Origin of the sequence: Billgrantia campisalis (genome assembly GCF_022341425.1) — a bacterium.
GTDB lineage: Bacteria > Pseudomonadota > Gammaproteobacteria > Pseudomonadales > Halomonadaceae > Halomonas > Halomonas campisalis.
The window spans coordinates 1-24,143 of record NZ_JABFUC010000022.1 but is presented as its reverse complement, the minus strand read 5'-3'; the positions used below and the strand labels follow the sequence as shown (position 1 = coordinate 24,143).

General features: G+C 62.0%; 21 protein-coding genes. 9 read left to right on the top strand and 12 right to left on the bottom strand.

Features of this window, described 5'->3' with window-relative positions:
* Positions 1 to 91: 91 nt before the first annotated feature.
* Complete coding sequence (locus HOP52_RS18750; RefSeq protein ID WP_238979061.1) at positions 92 to 922, bottom strand: AraC family transcriptional regulator; 831 nt, start codon at positions 920 to 922, stop codon at positions 92 to 94.
* Positions 923 to 1,189: 267 nt separating this feature from the next.
* Here HOP52_RS18750 and HOP52_RS18745 point away from each other — a divergent pair, with 267 nt between their 5' ends.
* The 3 genes from HOP52_RS18745 (at position 1,190) to HOP52_RS18735 (ending at position 2,594) form a co-directional block, all read left to right on the top strand.
* Entirely contained in the window at positions 1,190 to 1,528 is a 339-nt protein-coding gene (locus HOP52_RS18745) for a toxin (protein ID WP_238979060.1), read from the top strand.
* Positions 1,529 to 1,530: 2 nt separating this feature from the next.
* Positions 1,531 to 1,845: a helix-turn-helix domain-containing protein gene (locus HOP52_RS18740; RefSeq protein WP_238979059.1), complete on the top strand. Its 315-nt coding sequence runs from the start codon at positions 1,531 to 1,533 to the stop codon at positions 1,843 to 1,845.
* A 68-nt stretch (positions 1,846 to 1,913) separates the two neighbouring features.
* Complete coding sequence (locus tag HOP52_RS18735; RefSeq protein ID WP_238979058.1) at positions 1,914 to 2,594, top strand: 5'-methylthioadenosine/S-adenosylhomocysteine nucleosidase; 681 nt, start codon at positions 1,914 to 1,916, stop codon at positions 2,592 to 2,594.
* A 9-nt stretch (positions 2,595 to 2,603) separates the two neighbouring features.
* Here HOP52_RS18735 and HOP52_RS18730 read toward each other — a convergent pair whose 3' ends face one another.
* Both HOP52_RS18730 and HOP52_RS18725 read right to left on the bottom strand, forming a co-directional pair.
* Positions 2,604 to 3,557 carry an isoaspartyl peptidase/L-asparaginase family protein gene (locus tag HOP52_RS18730; RefSeq protein WP_238979057.1) on the bottom strand — a complete coding sequence of 318 codons (954 nt, stop codon included), beginning with the start codon at positions 3,555 to 3,557 and terminating at the stop codon, positions 2,604 to 2,606.
* 33 nt (positions 3,558 to 3,590) lie between these two features.
* Positions 3,591 to 4,130 (bottom strand): superoxide dismutase family protein, encoded by a 540-nt coding sequence (locus tag HOP52_RS18725; protein ID WP_238979056.1) that lies wholly within the window; start codon positions 4,128 to 4,130, stop codon positions 3,591 to 3,593.
* Between the two features lie 837 nt (positions 4,131 to 4,967).
* Between HOP52_RS18725 and HOP52_RS18720 the strand changes: the two genes are divergently transcribed.
* Entirely contained in the window at positions 4,968 to 5,180 is a 213-nt protein-coding gene (locus HOP52_RS18720; RefSeq protein ID WP_238979055.1) for a hypothetical protein, read from the top strand.
* Between the two features lie 158 nt (positions 5,181 to 5,338).
* Here HOP52_RS18720 and HOP52_RS18715 read toward each other — a convergent pair whose 3' ends face one another.
* The 7 genes from HOP52_RS18715 to HOP52_RS18685 all read right to left on the bottom strand — a co-directional run bounded on the left by HOP52_RS18715 (position 5,339) and on the right by HOP52_RS18685 (position 15,342).
* Positions 5,339 to 6,574: a sensor domain-containing phosphodiesterase gene (locus HOP52_RS18715; protein WP_238979054.1), complete on the bottom strand. Its 1,236-nt coding sequence runs from the start codon at positions 6,572 to 6,574 to the stop codon at positions 5,339 to 5,341.
* A 250-nt stretch (positions 6,575 to 6,824) separates the two neighbouring features.
* Positions 6,825 to 8,576, bottom strand: coding sequence for a GMC oxidoreductase (locus HOP52_RS18710; protein ID WP_238979053.1), 1,752 nt, complete (start codon positions 8,574 to 8,576; stop codon positions 6,825 to 6,827).
* 627 nt (positions 8,577 to 9,203) lie between these two features.
* Positions 9,204 to 10,985 carry a putative bifunctional diguanylate cyclase/phosphodiesterase gene (locus HOP52_RS18705; RefSeq protein ID WP_238979052.1) on the bottom strand — a complete coding sequence of 594 codons (1,782 nt, stop codon included), beginning with the start codon at positions 10,983 to 10,985 and terminating at the stop codon, positions 9,204 to 9,206.
* Positions 10,969 to 11,373 (bottom strand): response regulator, encoded by a 405-nt coding sequence (locus HOP52_RS18700; protein ID WP_238979051.1) that lies wholly within the window; start codon positions 11,371 to 11,373, stop codon positions 10,969 to 10,971. Before HOP52_RS18700 ends, HOP52_RS18705 begins: the two co-directional genes overlap by 17 nt.
* Positions 11,370 to 12,836, bottom strand: coding sequence for an ATPase domain-containing protein (locus HOP52_RS18695; protein ID WP_238979050.1), 1,467 nt, complete (start codon positions 12,834 to 12,836; stop codon positions 11,370 to 11,372). Before HOP52_RS18695 ends, HOP52_RS18700 begins: the two co-directional genes overlap by 4 nt.
* Positions 12,837 to 13,111: 275 nt before the next feature.
* Positions 13,112 to 14,398, bottom strand: coding sequence for an MFS transporter (locus HOP52_RS18690; RefSeq protein WP_238979049.1), 1,287 nt, complete (start codon positions 14,396 to 14,398; stop codon positions 13,112 to 13,114).
* The gene (locus tag HOP52_RS18685) at positions 14,395 to 15,342 is read right to left on the bottom strand and encodes a LysR family transcriptional regulator (RefSeq protein ID WP_238979048.1); all 948 of its coding nucleotides are present in this window, start codon (positions 15,340 to 15,342) and stop codon (positions 14,395 to 14,397) included. The genes HOP52_RS18690 and HOP52_RS18685 overlap by 4 nt, the downstream gene beginning before the upstream one ends.
* A 436-nt stretch (positions 15,343 to 15,778) precedes the next feature.
* On the opposite strand from HOP52_RS18685, the gene HOP52_RS18680 reads away from it, so the two are divergent.
* The 5 genes from HOP52_RS18680 (at position 15,779) to HOP52_RS18660 (ending at position 21,226) form a co-directional block, all read left to right on the top strand.
* Complete coding sequence (locus tag HOP52_RS18680) at positions 15,779 to 16,948, top strand: glycine cleavage T C-terminal barrel domain-containing protein (RefSeq protein WP_238979047.1); 1,170 nt, start codon at positions 15,779 to 15,781, stop codon at positions 16,946 to 16,948.
* A 281-nt stretch (positions 16,949 to 17,229) separates the two neighbouring features.
* Positions 17,230 to 17,706: a methylenetetrahydrofolate reductase C-terminal domain-containing protein gene (locus HOP52_RS18675; RefSeq protein ID WP_238979046.1), complete on the top strand. Its 477-nt coding sequence runs from the start codon at positions 17,230 to 17,232 to the stop codon at positions 17,704 to 17,706.
* 143 nt (positions 17,707 to 17,849) lie between these two features.
* Positions 17,850 to 18,722 carry a formyltetrahydrofolate deformylase gene (gene purU, locus HOP52_RS18670; protein ID WP_238979045.1) on the top strand — a complete coding sequence of 291 codons (873 nt, stop codon included), beginning with the start codon at positions 17,850 to 17,852 and terminating at the stop codon, positions 18,720 to 18,722.
* Positions 18,723 to 18,736: 14 nt separating this feature from the next.
* A complete protein-coding gene (gene folD / locus HOP52_RS18665; RefSeq protein WP_238979071.1) occupies positions 18,737 to 19,597 on the top strand; it encodes a bifunctional methylenetetrahydrofolate dehydrogenase/methenyltetrahydrofolate cyclohydrolase FolD in 861 nt (286 codons plus the stop codon).
* Between the two features lie 54 nt (positions 19,598 to 19,651).
* Positions 19,652 to 21,226, top strand: a complete 1,575-nt coding sequence (locus HOP52_RS18660; protein ID WP_238979044.1) for a BCCT family transporter — start codon at positions 19,652 to 19,654, stop codon at positions 21,224 to 21,226.
* Positions 21,227 to 21,330: 104 nt separating this feature from the next.
* Here the strand turns inward: HOP52_RS18660 and HOP52_RS18655 are convergent, their stop codons facing one another.
* Positions 21,331 to 22,386: a methylenetetrahydrofolate reductase gene (locus HOP52_RS18655; RefSeq protein ID WP_238979043.1), complete on the bottom strand. Its 1,056-nt coding sequence runs from the start codon at positions 22,384 to 22,386 to the stop codon at positions 21,331 to 21,333.
* 36 nt (positions 22,387 to 22,422) lie between these two features.
* Positions 22,423 to 24,143, bottom strand: a 1,721-nt coding sequence (locus HOP52_RS18650) for a molybdopterin oxidoreductase family protein (RefSeq protein ID WP_238979042.1), incomplete at its 5' end; no start/stop codon positions are given.

Genomic DNA, 24,143 nt, shown 5'->3' with positions numbered 1-24,143 from the left:
GCCATCGAACATTCCGGACGCCGCTTGGGGCGATGAGGTGAGTCGAGTCTAGAGAGGGAGATTCGAGGCGGTCTTGTAAGATCGTGCAGGTTTACGGGTGCCGGAGACAGGGAGTGGATCGGTGGCGGAGGAGCATTCGCAGCCAACGCGCCGGCGTGATGCCATACGCACGGCTGAAATGATGGGTCATGTGGCTCTGATCGGAGAAGCCGGCGATCAGGGAGGCTTCTGCTAGCGTCTGCCCGGCAGCAATCAATGAGCGAACATGATCCAGGCGACGCATGGTCAGGTAACGGTAGGGGCTGGTGCCATAGAGGGCCCGGAAATCACGCGACAGGCTCCAGCGATCGCGCCCGCTGGCCAGTTCGAGTTCCTCGAGGGTGATGGTGCTGTCCAGTGCGCTGTGAATGTATTCGCGAGCACGTTCCGCGGCCTGATAATCCAGTGCCTTTCGCCCATGCCTCACACCCGCTACCACGGCCAATGCCTGCGCCAAGTCATAGATGGCATCGTCTTCCTCGAGAGGATCGATTGGACATTCCATGCCTTGCATGAGGGCCTGAGAGGCCGCGTACAGGCGCGGATCGCGAGAGATACCCTCGGGGATGAACGGCAGCGGCTTTCCGCCAAGCGCCTGCTGCAGCAAGGCCGGCTCGATGTACAGGATGCGGTAGTGGAATCCGGCATCGGTTCCCGCCTCACCGTCGTGCAGTTCATCCGGGTGCAGCACGATGGTACCGCCCGGCAGGCTATGCCGCCTGCTGTGGCGATAATGAAAGCGGTGCACGCCGGCCAGCGTCCGACCGATGGCGTAGGTGTCGTGGCGGTGCGGCTCGAAGCCATATCCACAGAAGAATGCCTCCATGCGCTCCAGCTTCGCTGATTGCGGAGCACGTAACGCCCAATCCAGGCTGCCGCTCATCACGCCTCCCTGGCCCGCTGCACATTGATGGGATTTCTGACATGCCAATGAATACCTTGCTGCAGCTAGATTACTCGCGAAAGATCCCCCAGCCAAAATACACCTTGAGCCGTCATGTCATGGGCTCGCCGAGCCAGGTCGAAGAAGCCCCGCCGGGGCGATTCACCTTTTCACCCTTTGCTGATGCAATACCGCTAGACCGACCAGTGTGCGTGCTTGACATTGTCTGGCGCCGCAGCAAAACTATACGCAACCTACGTACACTATATGAAAGCAACGTTTGTCGAACTGCCTCCCTTTGAGCGCCATCGCCCTACCTACTTCGACGATGCCGCATTTCGTGCCTTCCAGAGCTTCTTGCTCAAGAACCCTGGGGCCGGTGATGTCATCCAAGGTACAGGAGGGCTGCGCAAGGTCCGGTTCAATGACCCCAAGCGGCAGAAGGGTAAACGGGGCGGTGTTCGCATCATCTACTACTGGTGGCTGGGTGGCTCCCAGTTCTGGCTGTTCACCCTGTACGACAAGGACTCACTGGATGACCTATCGCCAGCCCAGCGCAAGACCCTGAAACAGCTGCTGGATGCGGAACTCAACGCGAGGACATGACCATGGGCCGTAACATTTTTGACGAACTCGTCGAGGGCTTCGATGCACTGGCAGATGAGCGCCAAGGCAAGCGCACGCTACGCTCCCACTCCGTAGAGCTGGCGGAGGTACCCGACGTCACAGCCAGCGAGCTCATCGAGCTGCGAAAGCGGCTGCATATGTCCCGCCCGGTATTCGCCATGTATCTCCGCACCAACCCCAGGACGCTGGAAAACTGGGAGCAAGGCCGCGCCAAGCCCAATGCCCAGGCCAAGACACTCATCCGGCTGGTCCAGAAGTATCCCGAAACCATCGAGCATCTTGCTGATCTTGCCTAGCCGCAGTGGACACGCCGCCAAGGCGATACACTGGGACAAGGTGACCCATGACAAGGCAGGCAGCTCCGATGAAGAAAACTCGTTCCCCAGACTCCCAGGCCGATAGATCCAGCGAGACCACGCTGACGCCACTGGGCGGCCGCCAGGTTCTCTTCGTGATGGCGGCCGACGCCGAGTACGGCCCGCATCTCAAGGAGCGTTTCACACCGCTCATCAGCGGCGTTGGCCCGGTCGAGGCGGCCGTCGAGCTAACCGCCGCCCTTGCCGCCCTGGCCCAGCGCGGGCGCCTGCCGGATCTGGTGGTGTCGCTGGGGTCGGCCGGCAGCCGGGGGCTCGAGCAGACCGAGATCTATCAGGCGACCTCCGTCGCCTACCGCGACATGGACGCCACCCCGCTGGGCTTCGCCAAGGGCGTCACGCCCTTTCTCGACCTGCCCGCGACCCTGCCGCTGCCCCTGCGCATTCCCGGCATTGCTGAGGCCTCGCTGTCGACCGGGGCCAATATCGTCTCGGGCTCGGCCTATGACGCCATCGACGCCGAGATGGTGGACATGGAGAGCTACGCCTGCCTGCGCGCCTGCATGCGCTTCGCGGTGCCGCTGGTGGCGCTGCGGGGCATTTCGGACGGCAAGGCGGAGCTGCACCACGTCGACGACTGGACGGAGTACCTCCACGTCATCGACGAGAAGCTGGCCGCCGCCGTCGACCGCCTGGGGGAGGCGCTCGCCGCGGGGCGGTTGGTGCGCTGACCGCTGGAATCACTCATCGGGGACCGAGTGATGGATCTCCACGTGGGGAGAACCCGCTTCGCGAATCACCCCGCGGTACATCCCTTCGGTGTTGAAGGGCAGCGTGACATTGCCGTCGCGGTCCACGGCTATCAAGCCACCATAGCCACCCAAGCGATGAACCGACTCATGAATGACCGCATGCGCCGCATTCGCAAGGCTGACGCCGGCATATTTCATTCGGGCCGCCACGTCATGGCCAGCCATGGCTTTCATGAACGCTTCTCCCACACCGGTGGCCGAGACGGCAACCCGGGTGTCAGCATAGGTACCGTGCCCGATGATGGGGCTGTCACCGACACGGCCATAGCGCTTGTTGGTCAGGCCGCCGGTGGAAGTGGCCGCAGCCAGATTGCCATCGGCGTCGCGAGCCACAGCCCCTACGGTGCCTAGCTTGTCATCCTTGTTGCTCGAGGCCGTCTCCGAATGGTCCAGAATCACCTCCGGGGAGTCACGCACCGACAGCAACTGCTCCCAGCGTAAAGGGGTATGGAAATAGGCGGCATCCTCGATGTCGAGGCCCTGGTCTCGCACGAACGCTTCGGCACCTGCTCCACACAGCAATACATGCTCGGTATGCTCCATGACGCATCGCGCCGCCAATACCGGATTACGCGCGCTGGAAATGCCGGCAATGGCACCGGCACGAGAGCCTTGCCCATCCATGACGGCGGCATCCATTTCGTGCCGGCCGTCATGGTTATATACCGAGCCTCGCCCGGCATTGAAGAGCGGAGAATCTTCAAGCACAACCGTGGCGGCAACCGCCGCATCGAGGCTACGGCCCCCTTGCTTCATGATGGCGTGACCGGCCAGCAGTGCCTGCTCGAGCGCCGATCGATAGTGTCGCTCTTGCGCCAACGTCATGGCGCCTCGCCTCAACGTTCCCGCTCCACCATGAATGGCAAGTACAAAACCGGTCATGTCGCGTCCTATCCAGGTGGTGGGGTGTGGACATCAGTCGCCCTGCACGACGCCGCAGGCGACCCGGGCGCCGGCACCGCCGATGGGCTGAGTCATGTGGTCATCGGGGTTTTCATGGATGACCAGCGCGCTGCCGTCGTCATCGAGCATGTTGCCTCCGATACTACCGTCGAGGCTTGCCCGTTCATTGAACATCTCCACCATCGCGCTACCGTCGCCGTGGACGTAGAAGTTGGGCAGGTCTCCGGCATCCGGGCCTTCCGAGTTGAGGAAACCGTGCGCCGAGTCATCGGGATTCAGGTGGCCGCCAGAGGCCTGAAAGCCCTCCTCGTGATCCTCGCAGGTACCGACGCTGTGGATATGGATGGCCTTCCAGCCCTCGTCCAGGCCATCGATGCTGAAATTGATCAGCACCCCGACCTCGCCCTGCTTGATTCTGCCCTGCCCTACAACCTCACCCTGGTTGTCGACGAATTCAACGCTGGCCGTCAGGGCGTTGCCCTCGTCGGCCATGCTCGTCAGGGAAAAGGCCCCAAGTGCCAAACCGATCAGCGCTGCATGTCCTATTTTCATCGCCTTCTCCAAGTAGTTTGAACGACCTTTCATTGGTCTCCCCCAGCATAGTAGCTGGGGGCGTCGATCACGACCGGGAGATGGTATGGTGCGATGGAATCCTACCCGGCGGCTCAGCGACCATGCCCCACGTCGACATCACCGTGATCTCCGATGCCATCTGTCCATGGTGCTTCATCGGCAAACGCCACCCATTCGCCTCATGAGGTAGCGGCAGGCTTCTCGACTTCCTCCTTGAGGGGGTCTTCCAACGGCGGGGAGCCGGTCACCTGCCCCAGCGATACCGCCATGAAGGATGGGCGGGTTGTTGCGATCGGCCAGGTCGGCGACCACGGCACCGCCGAGGCCGGTGACACCTACCGCGAGCCAGAGCCAGGCGGTGGCTCTGGCGGGCAAGCCACCAGGTAGCGGCAGCCTGATCTTGCCCAGCAGCCGTGGACACCCCGTTCAGGCAGTACAGCGGGGCAAGGCAAGAACGCTCCTGGCCGACGAGAGGATCAGGGAACTGAGCAGTACAGGCGGCCCTCCCTACGCATTTGGTCGCAATAAGGGATTTCCCCTACGCCAACCTTGGGGAATGGCATAGTATTGTAATTAAGTGTTGCGAATTGTCTCCTCACCGTTCCGCCATGGAGGCACCTTGTAGCTCAACCGAGGATTGGGGCGATACAAGACATCACAGCTTCCTTGGCGGCGGTGTGGGCAATTCCTCCCTTGGCCCTACGCCTACCCAGGAAAGCACTGTAAGGATCGTCGCCCTGAGAGTGACCAAGTAATACGCAGCCGAAAGCGCCTGAGCTGGTACCCGACTCAAGCGACTCGAGGAGGGAAGCCGTCATGAACATCGCCGTGTTTACCCCGCTCGCCCCCAACTGGCAGCATGTCCATGCCGACTGGTGGCAGGACGACCAAGGCAACGACATTCATTGTATCGAGATCGACGACGATGCGGTCTACCACTGCCACTTCGCCGGGTCGCCGCTGCCGTGGAATGCAGCGGCCACAAGCCTGGACGAGGCCATCGCCGTCTTCAGCGGGAATACCGAGTGACCGCCGAGGCCCGTTACACCATCAAGAAATGGGATGTCCTTTACTGCCTTGGGTGACCTCTGTCTCCTACCGCGATATGGATGCCACCACGCTGGGCCTGGGCGAGGCCCTCGCCGATGGCTTGTTGAAGCCCTGATCGGAGTCCCCGAAGGGCCTCGTCAGCCAGGCAAGGGGCCCGGCCGACCCAATAGATAACCCTGCGCCTTACAGACCCCAATGTCGTCTCGCAGGGCTTCCAGCTCGGCCTGCGTCTCGACGCCCTCGGCGAGCAGACAACTCCCCGTTTCGGCCGCGAAACCAACCAGGGCAGCGGCAAGCGCTCGGCTGTCGGGGCGCCTGTCTATGCCATGGGTCAGGGATCGATCCAGCTTGATGACGTCCGGCGCCAGGCGGAGGATATGGCGAAAGCTGGCATACCCGGCGCCCGCATCATCGATCGCCAGCCGGAGCCCTTGCCTGCGCATCTCGACCAGCGCCTCGGAGAGGCCGCGGTAATCGTCAATGACATCATGCTCGGTAACCTCGAGCATCAGACGGTCAAGGGGATATGGCCCGAACAGATCGGCAAGCCGGCCGGTCAGGATGGTGGCCGGAGAGGCATTGAGTGACAGATAAGCCGTGCCGGGAATCACGGACAGCGCCTCCAGCGCCACCTGGATGGCAGCCAGCTCCAGTTCCTCTCGCTGCCCCACCGTGGCGGCCTCCTCGAACCACTTGTCGGGACTTCGTTTCGGCTCGGCGACGAAGCGCGACAGCGCTTCATAACCGTCGATGCGCTGGTCAATGAGATCGTGTATGGGCTGGAAAACGATATTGAAGCGACCATGGTCGAGCACATCGCGTATTCTTGCCTCGGCGCCCTGCTGCCGTTGTTTGCGCTCGCGCAGCCGTTCAAACTGCCGCGCAGCGAAGTCGGCAAAGACCCGCATCATGGCCAGGTCACGCTTATTCAATGTGCCGTTAGCTTGGCGACTGAAGCAGCACAGCGTGCCATAAACACTGCCGTCCCGCAGGCGTATGGGCACGCTGAGGTGCGCGCCTATCGGCACCTCCAGGGTGGCCGCCAGCTCCAGCGCCGCCGGCTCCTGTCGCGCATCGTGGATCACTTCCGGCAGCCTGCCATCCACGACCCGCTGGCAGTAGCTTTCCTCAAGAGGGTCCGACGCCCCTACTTCCAGATGTGGCGCTGCCTGCTCTCCGTCCACGAAGCGAAAGATCCGTCTTTCGTCTTCAAACTCCGAGATAAAGGCGACTTCCATACCGAGGTGGGTGCGGATGGCATGCAGGGAATCGAGCAGCACACGTTCGGTCGACACTTCCTCGCGGTCATCCAGCCCCAAGGCAATATCCACCAGCGGATGCTCTTCTTTTGCGTTGGATGCTCCAGCGTCCATGGGTCACCTTAACGTCAAGATTAAAATAGCGATAGCGCCAACTTTAGCGTGGCATAACGCACGCCTGGGTCAACAATTCGGTGGCTTTCCTCGGCGATGTTGTCGGTGATCGCCTGCACCCGGCTCCCTATCACGGGCCGAGGACGGGCCTAGGGAAACGAGGACGGGCATAGGGAGCACAGAAGACAGGCAAGGGATATGGCCGGCGGCGCCACGCCGCCGGCCAAAGGGGGATGGCGCGGAAGCCGGGCTATTCTGCACTTTCCAGTTTGTCCGCCAGGTCCTGGGCCAGGGCCACCATGGTCAGCGTCGGGTTCCAGGACCCGCCCTGCGGCCATAGGCAGCCACCGGTGACATACACATTACTGCTGCCTCTGAATCGATAATTCAGATCCACAGGGGCGGATGCTTCCTCACCGAGATAGAGGGTGGAGCTTTCGTGAACCAGGGCATCAACACGTCGCTCATCCTGACTCGGCCGCTCGGCACTCCATTGCCCCTTATCCGGGTCGCCATGCCAGTACTCGACCTGGGAGGCTCCCGCTGGGGACAGTACTTCTTCCAGGATACCGAAGGTGGCATTATCCATGGCATCCCAGGTCTGATAATCCCGGGCATTCTCCTTGACCTGCAGCAGGGAGTTGGTGGTGATATTTTGGTCCTGATCATTGCGCAAGAACCAGGATTCCGAATTCTGACAATCCAGCTCACCCAGCACCGCGCAGACGAATACCACATAGCCTTCGGAGGTTTGTAGCTGGGCCTGTGAGGCGGTCGCCACCACATCCGGCATGTAGCGCAATGCCGTTCCCGCGTTCTCTTCCGGGTTCACGTCCCATAGCGATGACAGCTGAATATGGAATTGCTGCTCATAGCTCTTTTCGGCCACACCGGCAACATAACAGGCACTTAACTCCAGGTCGCCAAACTTACCTTCCGGATCCAGTGAGGACTTGGGAACCCGTGCCACGATCGAGCTGATGAAGTGCGCGGAAAAACGCTCACCCAGCGCCTGGGTGTCCGGGAAGGAGTTGCGCAGGAGGGTGGTGGGCGGCAGGGTCCCCATGGCCAGAATCAGTTGTGCGTCGCCCAGCGGCAGCACGCCTCGGGAGGTTTCCAGGGCCGTGGCCCGACGAGAGCCATTGATCTCTTGCTGCTGGATTCTTTCTACAACGCATTCGGTGACAATATCCAGCCTGGCGCCCTTACCGGCGGCATGCAGCTTGGCCTGCTGATCGGCCAGGGCGAGAATATCGCCGGGTGTGGAGAACTTCTGGAAGTCGACACCGTTGACGTTTTCAGAGGCAGACGCCAAAGGGGCGGCCTGGGTCCGGTAGACGCCACCGACGCCCTCCCCCTTTTCTTTCAGCAGCGACTGAATGCAATCCTGCAGGGGGCCATAGACGGGGCGACTCTTCCCTATGACGTTTAACTCCTCCGTGCTGCGCCCCTGGTCGATTTGATCGGCTTTCTGGACTCGCAGCAGTTTCTCGGCCGCATCAAAGTTTCTTCGGGCGGCATCGATGGTGGCTTGCGGCCAACCGCTGAACTCATCGTCATTCGGCCGTGGACACCAGGCGCTCCACAGCGTGGAGCGACCGCCGAAGAATGGCACCATGCCATGCTGCCAGCGAACCGGGCCATCCTTCCCCAGAGCAGTAGAGGCGGACAGCGTCCAGGGGAAGGTTTCAGAAAGCCCGCCTAGGGTGTCTTTGAAGGGCAGGGGAAGGTTCTGAAAATGTTCCGGGAGGAAGAAAGGGCCGCGCTCGACCATAAGAATACGGCGATGGGGATTTGACTCAAGAACACGCTTGGCAAAGGCCAGGGCACAAAACCCCGTCCCCACCACCACATAGTCGTAATCGTTCTTCTCTCTGGCGGCTTTCCATTCCGCATTGGACAAGAAGAACACATGATCCATGACCCGTTGCCCGGTGGGGGCTTGCGGACCGGGTGTCGGATAACCATATTGCAGATTCGGGCTTGCTGCTGCCGTTCCCATATCATAGCTCCCTACGTTGCTGTTGCTTCCATTCTTCGGGAATTCCGCCTTGGCTTATTCCCGGCCACTCACTCACCCTGATCTCAACCTTACTTACCGCTATCTGCCAGCCTCTCGCCATTAGGGAAGCGCTGAACAAATCGCCGAGCGAGATGAAGCGCAAGGCGCCCGGAGCACAGGAACCGGAGCATATGGGGTATATGTGAGGCTTCCGCCGGTCCGACGCTTCGGCACCGCGCAACGCAGCGATTCGCTCGTGCAGGCATTTGTGCAGTGTTTCCTTAGGCCGATACCCTCCATGGTGGCTCATAGCTCCACGCCACATCGTCGCGGGGAATACAGTGGCGCGGCGGGTAGCCGCGTTCGCGGAGTGCGATGACACAGGCGGTGTCGCTATGTTGCTCTGAGCTTCAGCCTAGCAGTGAAGGAGGATTCGTCCATGCGCGGGATCGAGATACGACCATCCCTACGCCCATCCCCCTCGCCAGTTGGGCCCTCGGCGGGTCCCCATGGCTAGCGTGTCGGAGTGCGCATCCCGCCCAGCCAGCGCTCGCCGGGGGCATGGGGTCGTGCAAGGCGGCGTAGGCCTGGCGTTGACGGCGCGGCGCCATATCCGGACTCATCGCCCTAAGCCCCTGAAAAACTCGGGCTATGCGTTTTCCATTTTGCCAACCACCCCGCAAAGTCGGCGGCGGGCATCGGTCGGGCGATATGAAAGCCCTGCCCCAAGCCCACGCCAGCGGCGCGCAGGTACGCAAGCTGCTCCTCGTTCTCGATGCCCTCGGCCACGGTTTCGAGCCCGAATTCGCGTGCCAGGTGAATGATCGCACGTGTCACCGTGTCGCTCCCCTCCACGCCCGGCACGCCGTCGACGAACTGCTTATCGATCTTGAGCGTGTCCACCGGCAACTGGTGCAGGTAGCTGAGCGAGGAATAGCCGGTGCCGAAGTCGTCGATGGCGATCCCGAAACCGGCCTCCCGCAGCGTGCGCAGGCGGTCGATGATGTCGGTGCTCGTCTCGCAAAACATGGTTTCGGTGAGCTCGAGTTCGATCGCCTGGGGCGGCAGCGCGTGCTGTGCGCATAGCGCCTGCAGGCGCTCGGCGAAATCCGCATCGAGATCAGCCGGTGTGACGTTCACCGCGAGGACGAAATCGCGCTCCCCGTCTGCCCGCAAGGCGGCGGCGATGCGGCAGGCGGTGGCAAGGACCCAGGGCGTGATCCGGCGGATGAAGCCGGTGGATTCGGCGACCGGTATGAACCGGCCGGGCGGGACCAGCTCGCCGGACGGCAGGCGCCAGCGGATCAGGGCCTCGGCGCCCACGACCCGATTGTCCGCGAGCGCCAACTTGGGTTGCAGCCATAGCTCGAACTGCTCCTGCTTCAGGGCGTCATGCAGCGCGGCCTCGGTGCGCAGGTGGTGCAGCATGGCCGCGCGCCGGTCCGCCGAGTAGAACGCGGGTTCGCCTTCGTTCGCCTGCGCCGCAGCGATGTTGGCGGCATTGATGACGGTCTCGGCGTCGCTGCCGTCGTTGGGGTAGCTGGCAATGCCGATGCGGGCCTTGAGGTGGATCGACTCACCGGCGACCTCGATGGAGCGACGATCCAGCTTGCCCAGACGAGTGCAGAGGGGTATGACCCGGTCCAACGGTGAGGCGTCGTCGTGCAGCATGGCGCCCCAGCCCTCAATGCCCAGCCGTGCCAGCCCCACGTCCTCTCCGGCCAAGTGACAGAAGCGCTCGGCACATGCCGCTGCGGCTTGGTCGAGGCCGCGCTGGCCGAAGGTCTCGAACACCCTGGTGAGCGGCGTATGCACCGCAACGATATGTACCGACTCCCCTTTCGCCTTCGCCGCTACCATCGCGGTGCGCACCTGCTCATGGAAGAGGTTGCGATTGGGCAGGCTCGTCGCGCGGTCGTAGTTGACGATGCGTACGAGTTCGTCGCGCTGGGCCTGGGCCTGGTGGCGGGTGCGCAGCAGAATCTCCACGCGTTCGAGGAATTCAGTGCGATCGATCGGGCTGATGACGAAATCGTCAACGAGGGAGCGTAGGCGGCCCGCCCGACTGCGGAGCTCGGCGCGCGGGAGCATGAGCATGACCGGCAGTAAGACCGGCTGCTGCGCGTTCTTGGCTTCGAACAGTTCGTCCTGCCAGCGCTTTAGCGCCGGTGCATCGGCAATGGCGAGGTCGAAGTCCTCGGCCGGGAGTTGGCCCTTGTCGAGGTGGACCACGCGATACCGCGCAGAGAGCTGCTTTTCGAGCTGCTGGCGATTGCCGCGCCCCTCCATCAACAGCAGGATGCGGCGGGTGTCGTCGGTGTCGCCAGCGCCCTCCGACGCCACCGGCCGCCACGCCGCGGCGGCCTGGCCACGCGGCCCCGCGCCGCTCACGTCATGCTTCTCGTCCATGGGTATCCTCCGTCGTCGCCCCGGTATGCAGACTCTGCAGCAGTTTCAGCAACGCGGCCTTGGCCACGGGCTTTTGCAGCACGCTGGCCGCGCCGTACTGCAGCGAGCGGTTGCCCGCGTCGCAGTCCTGGCTGGCGGAGAGTACGACGAAGGGAACCCGGCAATCCTGCAGTTGCTGGCACAGCGGCCAGACAGCCTCGCCAAAACCGGCCGGATCCACCAGCGCGACCCAGTGTCCATCCGGTTGAACCAGGAGCGCCTGCAGCTCGTCCGCCGTGGACGCACGGGCCGCGTCCATGCCCGCCTCCTCGGTCGCTGCGGCGAGCACCTGAGCGTTGCCCGGCTGGCGGACGATCAGGATGACGCCTCGCGTGACTGGGGCCGTCATTCTCCCCCCTTCTCGCTGTCCGCCGTCACACTGGCCGGCTCCCCAATCTGAAAGCCACCCGGAGCAATGGCGAAGCGGCGCTGCTCGTGCTCGAAATCCGACATGCGTTTCTTGAGGATACCGACCAGTTTTTCCAGCCGGTTGCCCCCATAGACATAGCGGAAAAAGATGACGTTGTCCGCCAGATGGCTGATGTCGCGCGAGGATATCTGGATCTCTTCCCCGAAGGCATGGTTTTCGTTGACCAGGAGCACGGTGACACCCCGACGCGACAGGGACTTGGCGAGAATGTGTAGCGGACGCTGGACGGCCTCGTTCGGGTTCAGCGCCATATCGAAGCCGGTAACGCTGTCGATCACCACCAGGGCAATGTCCTCTTCCTCGACCCGCGCCAGAAGATTGGCCATGAACTCATCGGCGAGATAGCGCAGCGGCTCGATCTGCTCCACGGCCAGGCGCCCCGATTCCAGCGCGCCATCGACATCGACATCGAGCTTGCGCAGGCGCTGAAGGTAACCGTCCAGCTCCTCCTCGAACTGGTACACACCGGCGCGATACCCATCATGGGCCGCCGCTGCCGCCGTCATGGCTGCCATGGTGGACTTGCCGATCCCGCTAGGTCCCGTGATCAGCGTGATGGTGCCGTCCTCGAAGCCGCCATGGAGCATCTTGTCGAAGGTGGCATTGCCGCTGCGAAACTGCACCGTGCCGGCCCCCTCCGTCAGACGCTGCGCTGGCGGCATGGTGCGCGGAAACACATGAACGCCGCTCTCATCGACGCGATACTCGTGCCGGCCGCGCAGGACCGCTGAACCGCGGAGCTTCGAGACCTTGATCGTGGGGCTGGAGGTGCCCGCCTCCAGGGTGATAATGCCATCGGCCAGAAACTGGAGATCGTCATCCGGGTTCTCCACGGACGACTCCGAGGTGAACACCGCGGTAGCGCCACGCTCGATGAGAAACCGTAGCAGCGACACAACCTGTTGACGAAACTGGTAGCGGTCGGCAGACAGGAGTCGCAGGTGAGTCAACGAGTCGATGAACACGCGTTGCGGCTGGATGCGCTCGACCGCCTCGATGACGGTGTCGACCATCGGCGCCTGCTCGACATCGGATGCGGCAAAGACGTCGTAGGTCTGAGCGCCGGTGAAGAATTCCTCGGTGGGTGCCAGGCTCAAGAACTCGATGCCGCGGGTGTCGAGACCGACGGTGGCCGCATTCGCCCGAAGCTCCGCTTCCGGCTCCTGGAAGCCGATGAAGAGCGTGCTTTCTCCCTCGCCGGCAGCGGTGAGAAAACTGAGGCCGAGCGTGGTTTTGCCCAGCCCGGGACCACCGCGAAGCAGGTAGCTGCGCCGGGCGATCAGGCCGCCGTCAAGGATCTGGTCGAGGCCGGGCACGCCGGAGGAAATACGCTCAGGCAGCGCTGCTGCCGTGGAGGTGTCGACGCCTAAAGCTGAAGACATTTTTGTTCTCCTTTAGAGGCGAGAGATGGGTTCCCAGCTCTCTCGATTTCCGGTTACGCAGGCTTCCCCATACTCGACGCTACCACGGAACCTCCATCAACTATTGATAAATATCAAGTAAAAGTACCAACAGAGGCCTGAACTCTGACCCAGCCTGACAGCCCCCTTAGCTCGCATTGCGCCATTTTCGGCGTCAGGCCGGCTGGGTCAGGAATCGGAGAGTGCGCGGGGGAGATATTGCCCTTGGTGGCCAGCTGGCTGGCCACCCATGCGCCTCATGAGGTAGCGGCAGGCTTCTCGGCTTCCTCCTCGAGGGGGTCTTCCAATGGCTCGCCCTCCTCGTTCTGGAGCTGGTGGTCATAGGCCGCCTGGAGACCGCTCTCCTCCTCGCCCTCTTCCTCATCCGCCTGGACGATGGCACCCGGGTAGAAGGGTGAGAGCACGGCCACCATGATGCCGAGCGCGGCGAACATGGCGAACGCATCGGCGTAACCGAAGCCGTCCACCAGCCCGCCGACCACCGGCGAGCCGGTCGCCTGCCCCAGCGATACCGCCATGAAGGGCAGCACCGGCCCCATGGAAAGGCGACCGGGCAGCAGGCGGATACCGGTCATCAGGTAGAGCCCCGTCAGGCTCATGTAGGCCAGGCCGAAGACCAGCGCGGAGAAGGCCGTCAGCAGCGGCTGATCGGGGCTGGCCGCGAGCAGCGCCAGGCTGGCGGAGAGCATCATCAGCATCAGGGCCTGGGTGATGGGCGGGTTGTTGCGATCGGCCAGGTCGGCGACCACGGCACCGCCGAGACCGGCGACACCCACCGCGAGCCAGAGCCAGGCGGTGGCGCTGGCAGGCAGGCCGCCGAGGCTAACGACCAGGTCGGGGGCGAAGATCCAGTAGGCGGCGGAGACGAAGCCCATCAGGAAGGCGAAGAGCGTGAGTCGGATCAGGCGCGACCAGGGCAGTTCGCTGAGTGGCGGCGGATCCGCCGCGTTCGACGGCACGATCCGCGAGACGGAGGGCAGGAAGAGCCAGGCGGCGATTACCCCGAGGCCGGCCAGGACGGCGAAGGAGAGGTAGGCGAGGCGCCAAGCGCCGACCAGGAACAGCACCGTGGGCACGGCCACGATCACGCCGATGCTGGTCCCCGCGTTCATCACCGCGCTGACGCGCCCGTGCAGCGAGCGTTTCACTATCGCCTGCATCGCCGCCGTCAGCGCGGGCATCATCAGACCGGTACAGACCCCGCAGGCGAACACCCCCGAGCCCAGCATCAGCGGACCGGTGGCCTGGCTGATCAGCGCCAGCCCGACGACGCCGAAGCTTCCGGAGAGCATCGCCGTGTAGCGGGCACCCAGATAATCGGTGATGAGGGGCGCGACCGCCGTGGCCAGCAGGAAGCTGATCAGCGGCAGCGCACCGATGATGCCGATCACTGAGGAGGTGAGGCCGAGCTCCTCGCGGATCGGGGGCACGAAGAGCCCGAAGGCGAAGCGTGCAAGCCCGAAACTGATCGCAATCAGCGCGGCCCCGAAGAGCGCGAACCCTGTGCTCGAAAGCCTCATCATGATACCTCCCTCGGTCCTGCTACGAAGTTCGCTTCCTCCAGCAACCATTCACGAAACTGGCCGGCGATGGATCGCTCCTGGGCCGGGCCCGCACTGACCACGTAGTACGCCTGTTCACAGTTCAGTGGTCTATCACACACCACCTCTAGCTTCCCGGCGCTCAGCTCCGCCTGGTGCAGTTGCCGACTGCCAAGCAGGATGCCCTGACCGGCGATAGCCGCCTCTTGCGCCAGCAACCCGTTGCCAAATCGCAGCTCTCGGAACACTCCGGCTTCATATGCCTGCTGCTTGAACCACTCTTTCCATCCGCACGGCTCGTCGAAGCGTGTCAGGGTGCTGTCACACAGCAACGGCAACTGGCACAGCGTGTCGATTCCGCTCACGGTGGTGGCCAGTTCGGGGGCGCACATGGGCACCAGCTCCAGGCCCATCAGCCGTTGCGGCTCGATGTCGGCATAGTTGCCGTAGCCGAGGCGTACGGAAACGTCGATGCCAGCACGCTTGAGGTCGGTCACACCGAAGGCGCTATTACGGGTTCGGTCCACCGTATGCAGGCTCGCCTGCAGGCGCACTTCGGCGTCTGGGCAAACGGCGTAAAAGCGGTGTAAACGCGGCACGATCCACTTGGTAGCGAACAGGGGCTCCGAGCACACGGTCACGATGAGGCGCTCTTCGCCGTAGGAGCGAATCCTGTCCACCGCGCGATCCAGGGTCTGAAATCCCTCATGCAGCTCCGGTAGGGCCGCACGCGCGGCAGGCGTCAGGCTGACCCGCCGGTGGTGACGGACGAACAGTTCAACGCCGAGATACTCCTCCAGCGCCTTGATCTGGTGACTGACCGCCGCCGGTGTCACGTTGAGCTCTTTGGCGGCCGCAGCGAAGCTCTTGGTTCGTGCAGCGACCTCGAAATAGGACAGTGAGATCAGGGACGGGAGTCGTAACATGGCCAATACTCGCAAAATGGCGGTGGGCCACTGGCACGATCAAGTGACCCCATTGTCGGTCACTATAAACGCTGCGGTGATAAAAATCAGGACACTACCAAACGGGCGTGCCACGCCCTCACCCCAGCCCACTCAGGTTGACAGACTGGGGGGCCGCTGCCGTGACACAGGAGGTGCCGATGCCGTCCGTCCCTCGGCAGCAGGCACCTGTGTCGCCTGCTGCACCACCCTTTTGGACCGAAGCTGGGACCGTAGCAAACCCACGATCAGCGACGAAGAACCAAACGGTCTGAATTCGATTAAATATTAGTCCGTTCAGACTTATTTTGCAGTCGCTTTGGGCCGATTTGTGATGCCATGTGCGGCTATAGTGAGCTCTGTCGAATCACCAAGTTCGCGCACCCTATTGAATCCCTCATCACGAAAGGCACTCAAAATGACAAATATTACGCCAGTCAGCATAGAAAAAGAAGATGAATTTGGATTCGGAACACAGATCCGGAAATCCCCCTACTTTGACGCAACGGTCCGCTGGGGCGCAAAAGGGTTTTCGGTATACAACCACATGTATATTCCACGTGACTTCGGGGATCCGGAACAGAACTTCTGGAACCTCGTGAACAAGGCGATTCTTTGCGATGTCGCCGGCGAACGCCAGGTAGAAATCACAGGTCCGGATGCGGCGAAATTCATGCAGAGCCTCACCCCGCGTGATTTGTCGGAGATGGCTGTCGGGCAGTGCAAATATATACTGATCACCAATGAAGACGGTGGCATTCTGAACGACCCGATCCTGTTACGACTGGCAGAGAACCACTTCTGGATCTCGCTGGCTGACAGCGACATTCTGCTGTGGGCACAAGGTGTTGCGGTTCACGCCGGAATGGACGTGAGCATTCGTGAACCCGATGTTTCCCCCTTGCAATTACAGGGTCCGAAATCGGGCGAGGTGATGAAAGCAATCTTTGGCGACAGCATCATGGATCTTCGCTACTACTGGCTGCGTGAGGTGGAGCTTGACGGCATTCCACTGATTGTCTCGCGCACCGGTTGGTCAAGCGAACTGGGCTATGAGCTTTATCTCCGTGACGGCACGCGTGGTGACGAACTCTGGGAAAAGATCATGGCCGCAGGTGCGCCCTTTGGGCTGGCGCCTGGCCATACCTCGACGATCCGTCGCATCGAAGGTGGGATGCTCTCCTATCACGCCGACGCGGACAGCACTACCAACCCTTACGAACTTGGGATGGACCGCCTGGTGAACCCGGACATGGAAGCCGAGTTTATCGGCAAGGCTGCATTGCAGCGCATCCGTGCAAATGGCGTGAGTCGCAAGCAGGTCGGGCTGCGTATTGACATGGCGCCCCTCAAAAAACCCAACACCAGATTCTGGTCCCTTAGCAAGGATGGCGAAACCGTCGGCAGGGTGACATCCGCGGTCTACTCTCCGCGTCTTGAACAGAATATTGCTCTGGGCATGGTTGCGGCTGAGCATGCCAAGATTGGTACTGAACTGGAAATTCCTACCGCATCCGGGCCAGTAAGTGCCGTTGTTGTCGAAAAGCCGTTCTACGACCCCAAAAAGAAAATCGCCATATCTCCTTGAACACAGGTAAATTGACGCAGGTAATGGCAACTTGGAGTCGACGCATATATACACGCAAAAGAGCGCGACGACACAGGCCTAACCATTGTCTCGAACAGCACCTGAATCCGCGGATGACTCACAGAAACACTTTATTATCAATGAAATTCCAGAAACCAAGCATTTCTCTGGACAAGGAAGAGAAATCATTTTCATTGATTTAAAAGGTTCGAGAAGATATCTCACGGATTCAGGGATCAATCATTGGCTCCACGGTGGTGCTGCCGTGGCAGGAGAGGCTCGTGTATTCCATTCGTCTTTGGGCCGCGGGGCACGCGAGATTTTTCGAGGTCATCTACCGCAGGTTCGAACCGGTGATCGTCAAGTTGCAGCCGCTTTGGAAGGCCATAGGCTACCACCGCGCAGAAAAGCCGGTGCGCGTACTGGAAAGGCTCAGCAAGGGACTGCTGTTCGACTGCAAGATGTGTGGACAGTGCATCCTCAGCTCTACCGGAATGTCTTGTCCCATGAACTGCCCAAAATCTTTGCGCAACGGTCCTTGCGGGGGGGTACGCGCCAACGGCTATTGCGAGGTGAAGCCGGAGATGAGATGTGTCTGGGTCGAAGCCTGGGATGGAAGTCAGAAGATGAAAGGCGGCGAACAGATCCATGTGGTGCAACTGCCAGTCGATCACAGCCAGCAGGGCAGTTCATCTTGGCTGCGTGTGGCACGTAGGGCCTCGGACATAAAACAAGAACACAACGGTGCTTCAAAGTGAGCTTCAATGAAGCTCACCTTGCCCTCAACCGCAAACAAACCACTAAGAAGCTTTGACTCAAGCCTCTCCGAACCAGGTGAGATGGCCAAGCTTGTTATCTAGCAAACCAACAAACAATCACTAATACCCATAGGTTTTCTAACATGACTAACAACCTGGACTACACCAACCAGTTCGTCCTTACCGTCAGCTGCGAAACTGGCCCTAACATAGTTGCCAGCATTACATCTTACCTGTCAGAGCGTGGCGGCTATATCTACGAACTTTCTCAGTTCGATGACAAAGTCACCGGCCACTTCTTCTTGCGCACCGTGTTCAAAACTCTTCCTGACTCCTGCTCCCTTGACGATATACGCACCGGGTTTGTTGACCTTGCCGACAAGTTCGGCCTGAACTGGGAGATGCATGAGGTCAACCGTCCAACCAAGGTCTTGATCATGGTGTCCAAGTTTGACCACTGCCTGGTCGATCTTCTCTACCGTTATCACAAGGGCGAGTTGAACATCGAGATTGTCGCGGTGGTATCCAACCACCAGGACCTTCAGCCGATAGCCGAACGTGAAGGCATTCCCTTCGTTCACCTGCCGGTGACGAAAGAGACCAAACCGGAGCAGGAAGCTGAGCTGCTCAAGATTGTCCACGAGACCGGAGCCGAGCTGGTGGTACTGGCGCGATATATGCAAGTGTTGTCCGATAATCTCTGTGAGCAGTTGCGCGGCCGGGCCATCAATATCCATCACTCCTTCCTACCCGGATTCAAAGGCGGAAAACCCTATCATCAGGCATTCGAGCGTGGCGTTAAGCTGATCGGTGCCACTGCGCATTATGTGACCGGTGACCTGGATGAAGGTCCGATCATCGAACAATCCGTGCAGCCGGTTGATCATGCTTACTACCCGGAAGAACTGGTTGCCCTGGGCCGGGATACCGAAACGATGGCGCTGGCACGCGCAGTGAAACTTCATACAGAACACCGCGTCTTTCTCTCGGGCAACAAAACCGTTATTTTTAAATAGGAGCAGCGGATATGATGGCTCAATTAATTGACGGAAAACAGCTCTCGGCCCAGGTTCTTCAAGAGGTTGCTTCTGAAGTCGAGCGACTCAAGGCCGAGCATGACATAGTGCCGACACTGGCTGTGGTACTAGTGGGCGAGGACCCCGCCAGTCAGGTGTATGTGAGAAATAAGGTGAAGCGGGCAACGGAGACAGGGATGGGTTCCATTGAGCACCGCCTTGATGCCGAGTGCACCCAGGGCACCCTGAATCAGCTAATCGATGTTCTGAATGATGATCCTCAGGTTCATGGCATTCTGGTGCAGCTTCCGCTGCCTTCGCACCTCAATGAAGAGGAGGTAATTGCTGCCATCAGTCCGGCCAAAGATGTCGATGGATTTCACCCGCTAAATGTTGGAGCACTTGCTTCCGGAACGGCGTCGCTAGTGCCTTGCACGCCTCAGGGCTGCATGATCATGCTGCGTCAGGTTCATCCGGATCTTACTGGCAAAAATGTCGTGGTGGTGGGGCGATCCAATATTGTGGGAAAACCGATGGCCGCGCTGCTGTTACAGGAAGATTGCACGGTCACAATTGCGCATTCACGGACGAAGAACATCGAATCATTGTGCCGCAATGCCGACATTGTGGTGGCGGCGGCTGGCCGGGCGGAACTCATCAATGCCGACTGGATCCGGCCTGGTGCCACGGTAATTGATGTCGGTATCAACGCCATTGATGTCGATGGCAAGAGAAAACTCGTGGGTGACGTGGCGTTTGAGTCGGTTTCTCGAATCGCGGGTGCCATTACACCGGTGCCCGGCGGTGTGGGTCCGATGACGATCGCCTGCCTGCTTTTGAACACGACACGTGCCGCAAGGCGTCAGTTGGCCTGAACGAATGTCCTGCATCGCCCCAGGCGACGCGACAACAATAACAGAGGACTTTGCATGAACCACGACGACGATCCCATCTTGGCCCCAGGCCATGCCAATACCCAGGTGCTGGGCCTGGACTTCCACAACCCCGTCTTTCCCCTCTCTGCCCTGGCGATCATCGCCTTCATTCTCTATGCCCTGGCCTACCCCGATGCCGCCAACACCCAACTTACAGCCGCCAGGGGCTGGTCCATCGAGCACTTCGACTGGCTGTTCATGATCGTTGGCAACCTCTTCGTGGTGTTGTGCCTGGCATTGATCGTACTGCCTCTTGGGCGCATCCGCCTGGGCGGCCAGGGCGCCCGACCGGAGCACTCGCGAATCTCCTGGTTCAGCATGCTGTTTGCCGCCGGCATGGGCATCGGCCTGATGTTCTGGAGCGTGGCCGAGCCGGTGGCCTACTACACCGACTGGTACGGCACGCCATTGAACGCCGCCGCCGGCACTCCGAAAGGCGCACATGCCGCCATGGGCGCCACCATGTTTCACTGGGGCCTGCACCCCTGGGCCATCTACGGCGTGGTGGGCCTCTCCCTGGCCTTCTTCACTTACAACCGTGGGCTACCGCTGAGCATGCGCTCGGCCTTCACCCCGCTGCTGGGTAATCGGGTGCGTGGCTGGCCAGGTCACGTTATCGACATCACGGCGGTGCTTGCGACCATCTTTGGCCTGGCGACTTCCTTGGGCTTCGGTGCCTCCCAGGCCGCCGGCGGTCTCAACTATCTGTTCGACGTACCCAATACCATCGGCACCCAGGTCGCCATCATCATCGGCGTTACTGCCGTGGCATTGTTCTCGGTGTGGCGAGGCATCGACGGCGGCGTAAAGATATTCTCCAACATCAACATGGTACTCGCCCTGCTGCTGCTGCTGTTCGTGGTGCTGACCGGCTCCACCCTGCTGTTCCTCAACGGCCTCTGGGGCACCACTCTGGCCTATGCCAGCCAAATCGTGCCGCTTTCCAACTGGATCGGCCGCGAAGACACCACCTGGTACCACGGCTGGACCGTGTTCTACTGGGCCTGGTGGATCTCCTGGTCGCCGTTCGTCGGCATGTTCATCGCCCGGGTCTCGCGGGGACGCACCGTACGCGAGTTCCTGACCGCCGTGCTGGTAGTGCCGACTCTGGTCACCGTCGTCTGGATGAGCGCTTTCGGTGGCACTGCCCTCGCTCAGTCCGCGGCCGGCGTCGGCGAGCTTGCCAATGGCATCGGTGACGTCTCCCTGGCAATGTTCCAGATGCTCGAACAGCTACCCATGACGACCCTGACCTCCAGCCTGGCGATCCTGCTGGTGCTGATCTTCTTCGTTACCTCATCGGACTCTGGCTCGCTGGTGATTGACGGCATCACCGCCGGCGGCAAGACCGATGCCCCGCGCGGTCAGCGGGTCTTCTGGGCCTCACTGGTCGGCGTGATTGCCGGCATCCTGCTCTATGGCGGCGGCAATGCAGCACTCGGCGCTCTGCAGGCCGGATCCGTGGCCACCGGCCTGCCCTTCTCCCTGGTTCTGGTGGTGATGTGCGTGGGCCTGGTCAAGAGCCTGCGCGAGGAACATCGCACCCTGAGACTTGCGGGCGCATTCTGACAAACGCCTTACCCCAACCGAAGACGCCCCCATCTGGGGGCGTCTTCGTTTCCGCTTTTCATCTGGGCCTACAGCCGTGAGTCTATCTCGCTACGGCGCCAAACCTACCCCGGGATACCTTCCACCTTACGCTGCATGGATTCGGGGTTGAGCTCTTTCGGGTCGTCGCGCCCGGGGTACCAGGGCACGCGGCCTTCGAGCACCCCCGTGGCCTCGATGATCTCCGCCACACTGTGCTCCTGGCGATAGGCCATGACATGGGCGCCGCTGACTCCCGGAATCTCGCGGATCTCGTTCAGCAGGTCCATGCACAGTCGCTTGCCCTCCTCCTTCTGGTCCTTGGCCCCTTCCAGACGCTTGATCACGGCATCGGGGATATGGACGCCGGGTACGTGTTCCCGGATCCAGCGGGCGCTGCGGGCCGAGGCCAGCGGCCCGACCCCGGGCAGGATGAAGACGCGGTCGGGGCCTTCCAGCAGACCGAGGTCGTTCACCTTGAGCATGAAGTCGCGCAACCGCTCGATATCGAAGCAGTACTGGGTCTGGATGAACTGGGCGCCGGCGGCCACTTTCTTGGCCAGGCGATGCGGTCGCCAGTCCAGCGGCGGCACGAAGGGGTTCTCTGCGGCACCGAGGAAGATCCGCGGGGGGGTCTCGATGCGCCGCCCGCTCTCGAAGCGGTGATCGTCGCGCATGCCACGGGCGATCTGCAGCAGCGACATGGAGTCGAGATCGAATACCGGCTTGGCCTGGGGATGGTCACCGGCCTGCACACCGTCACCGGTCAGACACAGCAGGTTGCAGGCGCCCATGGCAGCCGCCCCGAGGATCTCGCCTTGCATGGCGATTCGGTTACGGTCACGGCACGATATCTGCAAGATGGTGGCGTAGCCGACCCGGGTCAGCAGCGAGCAGACCCCGACGCTGGACATATGGCAGTTGGCACCAGAGCCATCTGTCGCGTTGATGGCATCGACGTAGCCATCGAAGATGGCCGCACGCTTGAGCACCTCTGCCGGGTCGGCAGAGTCCGGCGGGTCGATCTCGCTGGTGATTGCGAACTTGCCCGCCCGCAGCACCCGCTCCAGTCGCCCGGGGGAGACATGGCCGGGCAGGATCGGCAGGGAGTAGCCCGGAACGGGCTCGTCATCGAACTTCATAGGAACTTTTCCTTCTTTCGTCGAGGTGCAGTGTCCTTAGTCCGCCAGAGCCGTAGTGGCTGGACTCAACCGGCAGGCGGCATACTTGAATTCGGGGATCTTGCCGAAGGGATCCAGCGCCGGGTTGGTCAGGATATTGGCCGCCGCCTCCACGTAGCAGAAGGGCACGAACACCATCCCCTCCGTCATCAGCGGGTCGACCCGCGTCTTCAGCGTGATGTCACCACGCCGGGTGGTGATGGTGATTGGCTCGCCCGGCGAGAGCCGCAGGCGCATCAGCTCGGCCGGGGCCAGGCTCGCCACCGCCTCGGGCTCGAGGTCGTCGAGCACCCGGCTGCGACGGGTCATGGAGCCGGTATGCCAGTGCTCCAGCTGGCGCCCGGTGATCAGCACCGTGGGGTAGTCGCCGTCGATGGGTTCGTCCGGCGGCAGCGGCCGGGTCGGGGTGAACCTCGCCCGCCCGCTCGCGGTGGGGAAGGCGTCCGAGAACACCACGTCGGCCCCGGGCGCGTCGTCGGCCGGGCAGGGGTAGGTCACCGAGCTCTCGCGCTCCAGCCGCTCCCAGGTGATGTGGTCGAGCGATGCCATGCCCTGTTTCATCTCGGCGAACACCTCGCTGGGGTGCGTATAATCCCAGCCCAGGCCGAGGCGGTTGGCGAGCTGCTGGATGATCCACCAGTCGGGCTTGGCCTCACCGGGCAGCGGCACGGCGGCACGGCCCAGCTGCACCTGGCGGTTGGTGTTGGTGACGCTGCCGTCCTTCTCCGGCCAGGCCGAGGCCGGCAGGATGACGTCGGCGAACTGGGCGGTCTCGGTGACGAAAAGATCCTGCACCACCAGGTGTTCGAGCTTGGCCAGGGCCGCCCGGGCGTGATCGAGGTCCGGGTCGGACATCGCCGGGTTCTCGCCGAGAATGTACATCCCCTTGATGGTTCCTGCCGCGATGGCATCCATGATCTCCACCACGGTGAGCCCCGGCTCGGGATCGAGCTCGGTGTTCCAGAGCTCCTCGAAGGCGCTGCGCACCTGGGCGTCGGTCACCGGCTGGTAGTCGGGCAGCACCATGGGAATCATGCCGGCATCGGAGGCGCCCTGGACGTTGTTCTGGCCGCGCAGCGGATGCAGGCCGGTGCCGGGACGCCCGGTCTGGCCACAGGCCAGGGCCAGGGAGATCAGGCAGCGGGCGTTGTCGGTGCCGTGGACATGCTGGGAGATGCCCATCCCCCAGAAGATCATCGCCTTGTCGGCGGTGGCGTAGAGTCGCGCGAGCTCGCGGATCTGCTCGGGGGCGACGCCACAGGCCGGCGACATCGCCTCGGGGGTCAGGTCATGCACATGGGCCTTGAGCGCCTCGAAGCCCTCGGTGTGGGCCGCGATATAGTCCGGGTCATACAGTTCCTCGCTGACGATGACATTGAGCATGGCGTTGTAGAGCGAGACATCGCCACCCGGCGTGAAGCGCACGCTGCGATGGGCGTAGGCGTCCAGGGCCTGGCCGCGGGGGTCGAGGATGATCAGTTGGGTGCCGTTGCGTGCCGCCTGCTTGAAGTAGGTGGCCGCCACCGGGTGGTTGATCGCCGGATTGCAGCCGGTGAGGATCACCACGTCGGACTGCAGCGCCTGCATGAAGGAGGCGGTCACCGCCCCGGAGCCGATGCACTCCATCAGTGCCGCCACCGAGCTGGCGTGGCAGAGCCGGGTGCAGTGGTCGACGTGGTTGGAGCCGAAGCCGACGCGCACCAGCTTCTGGAACAGCC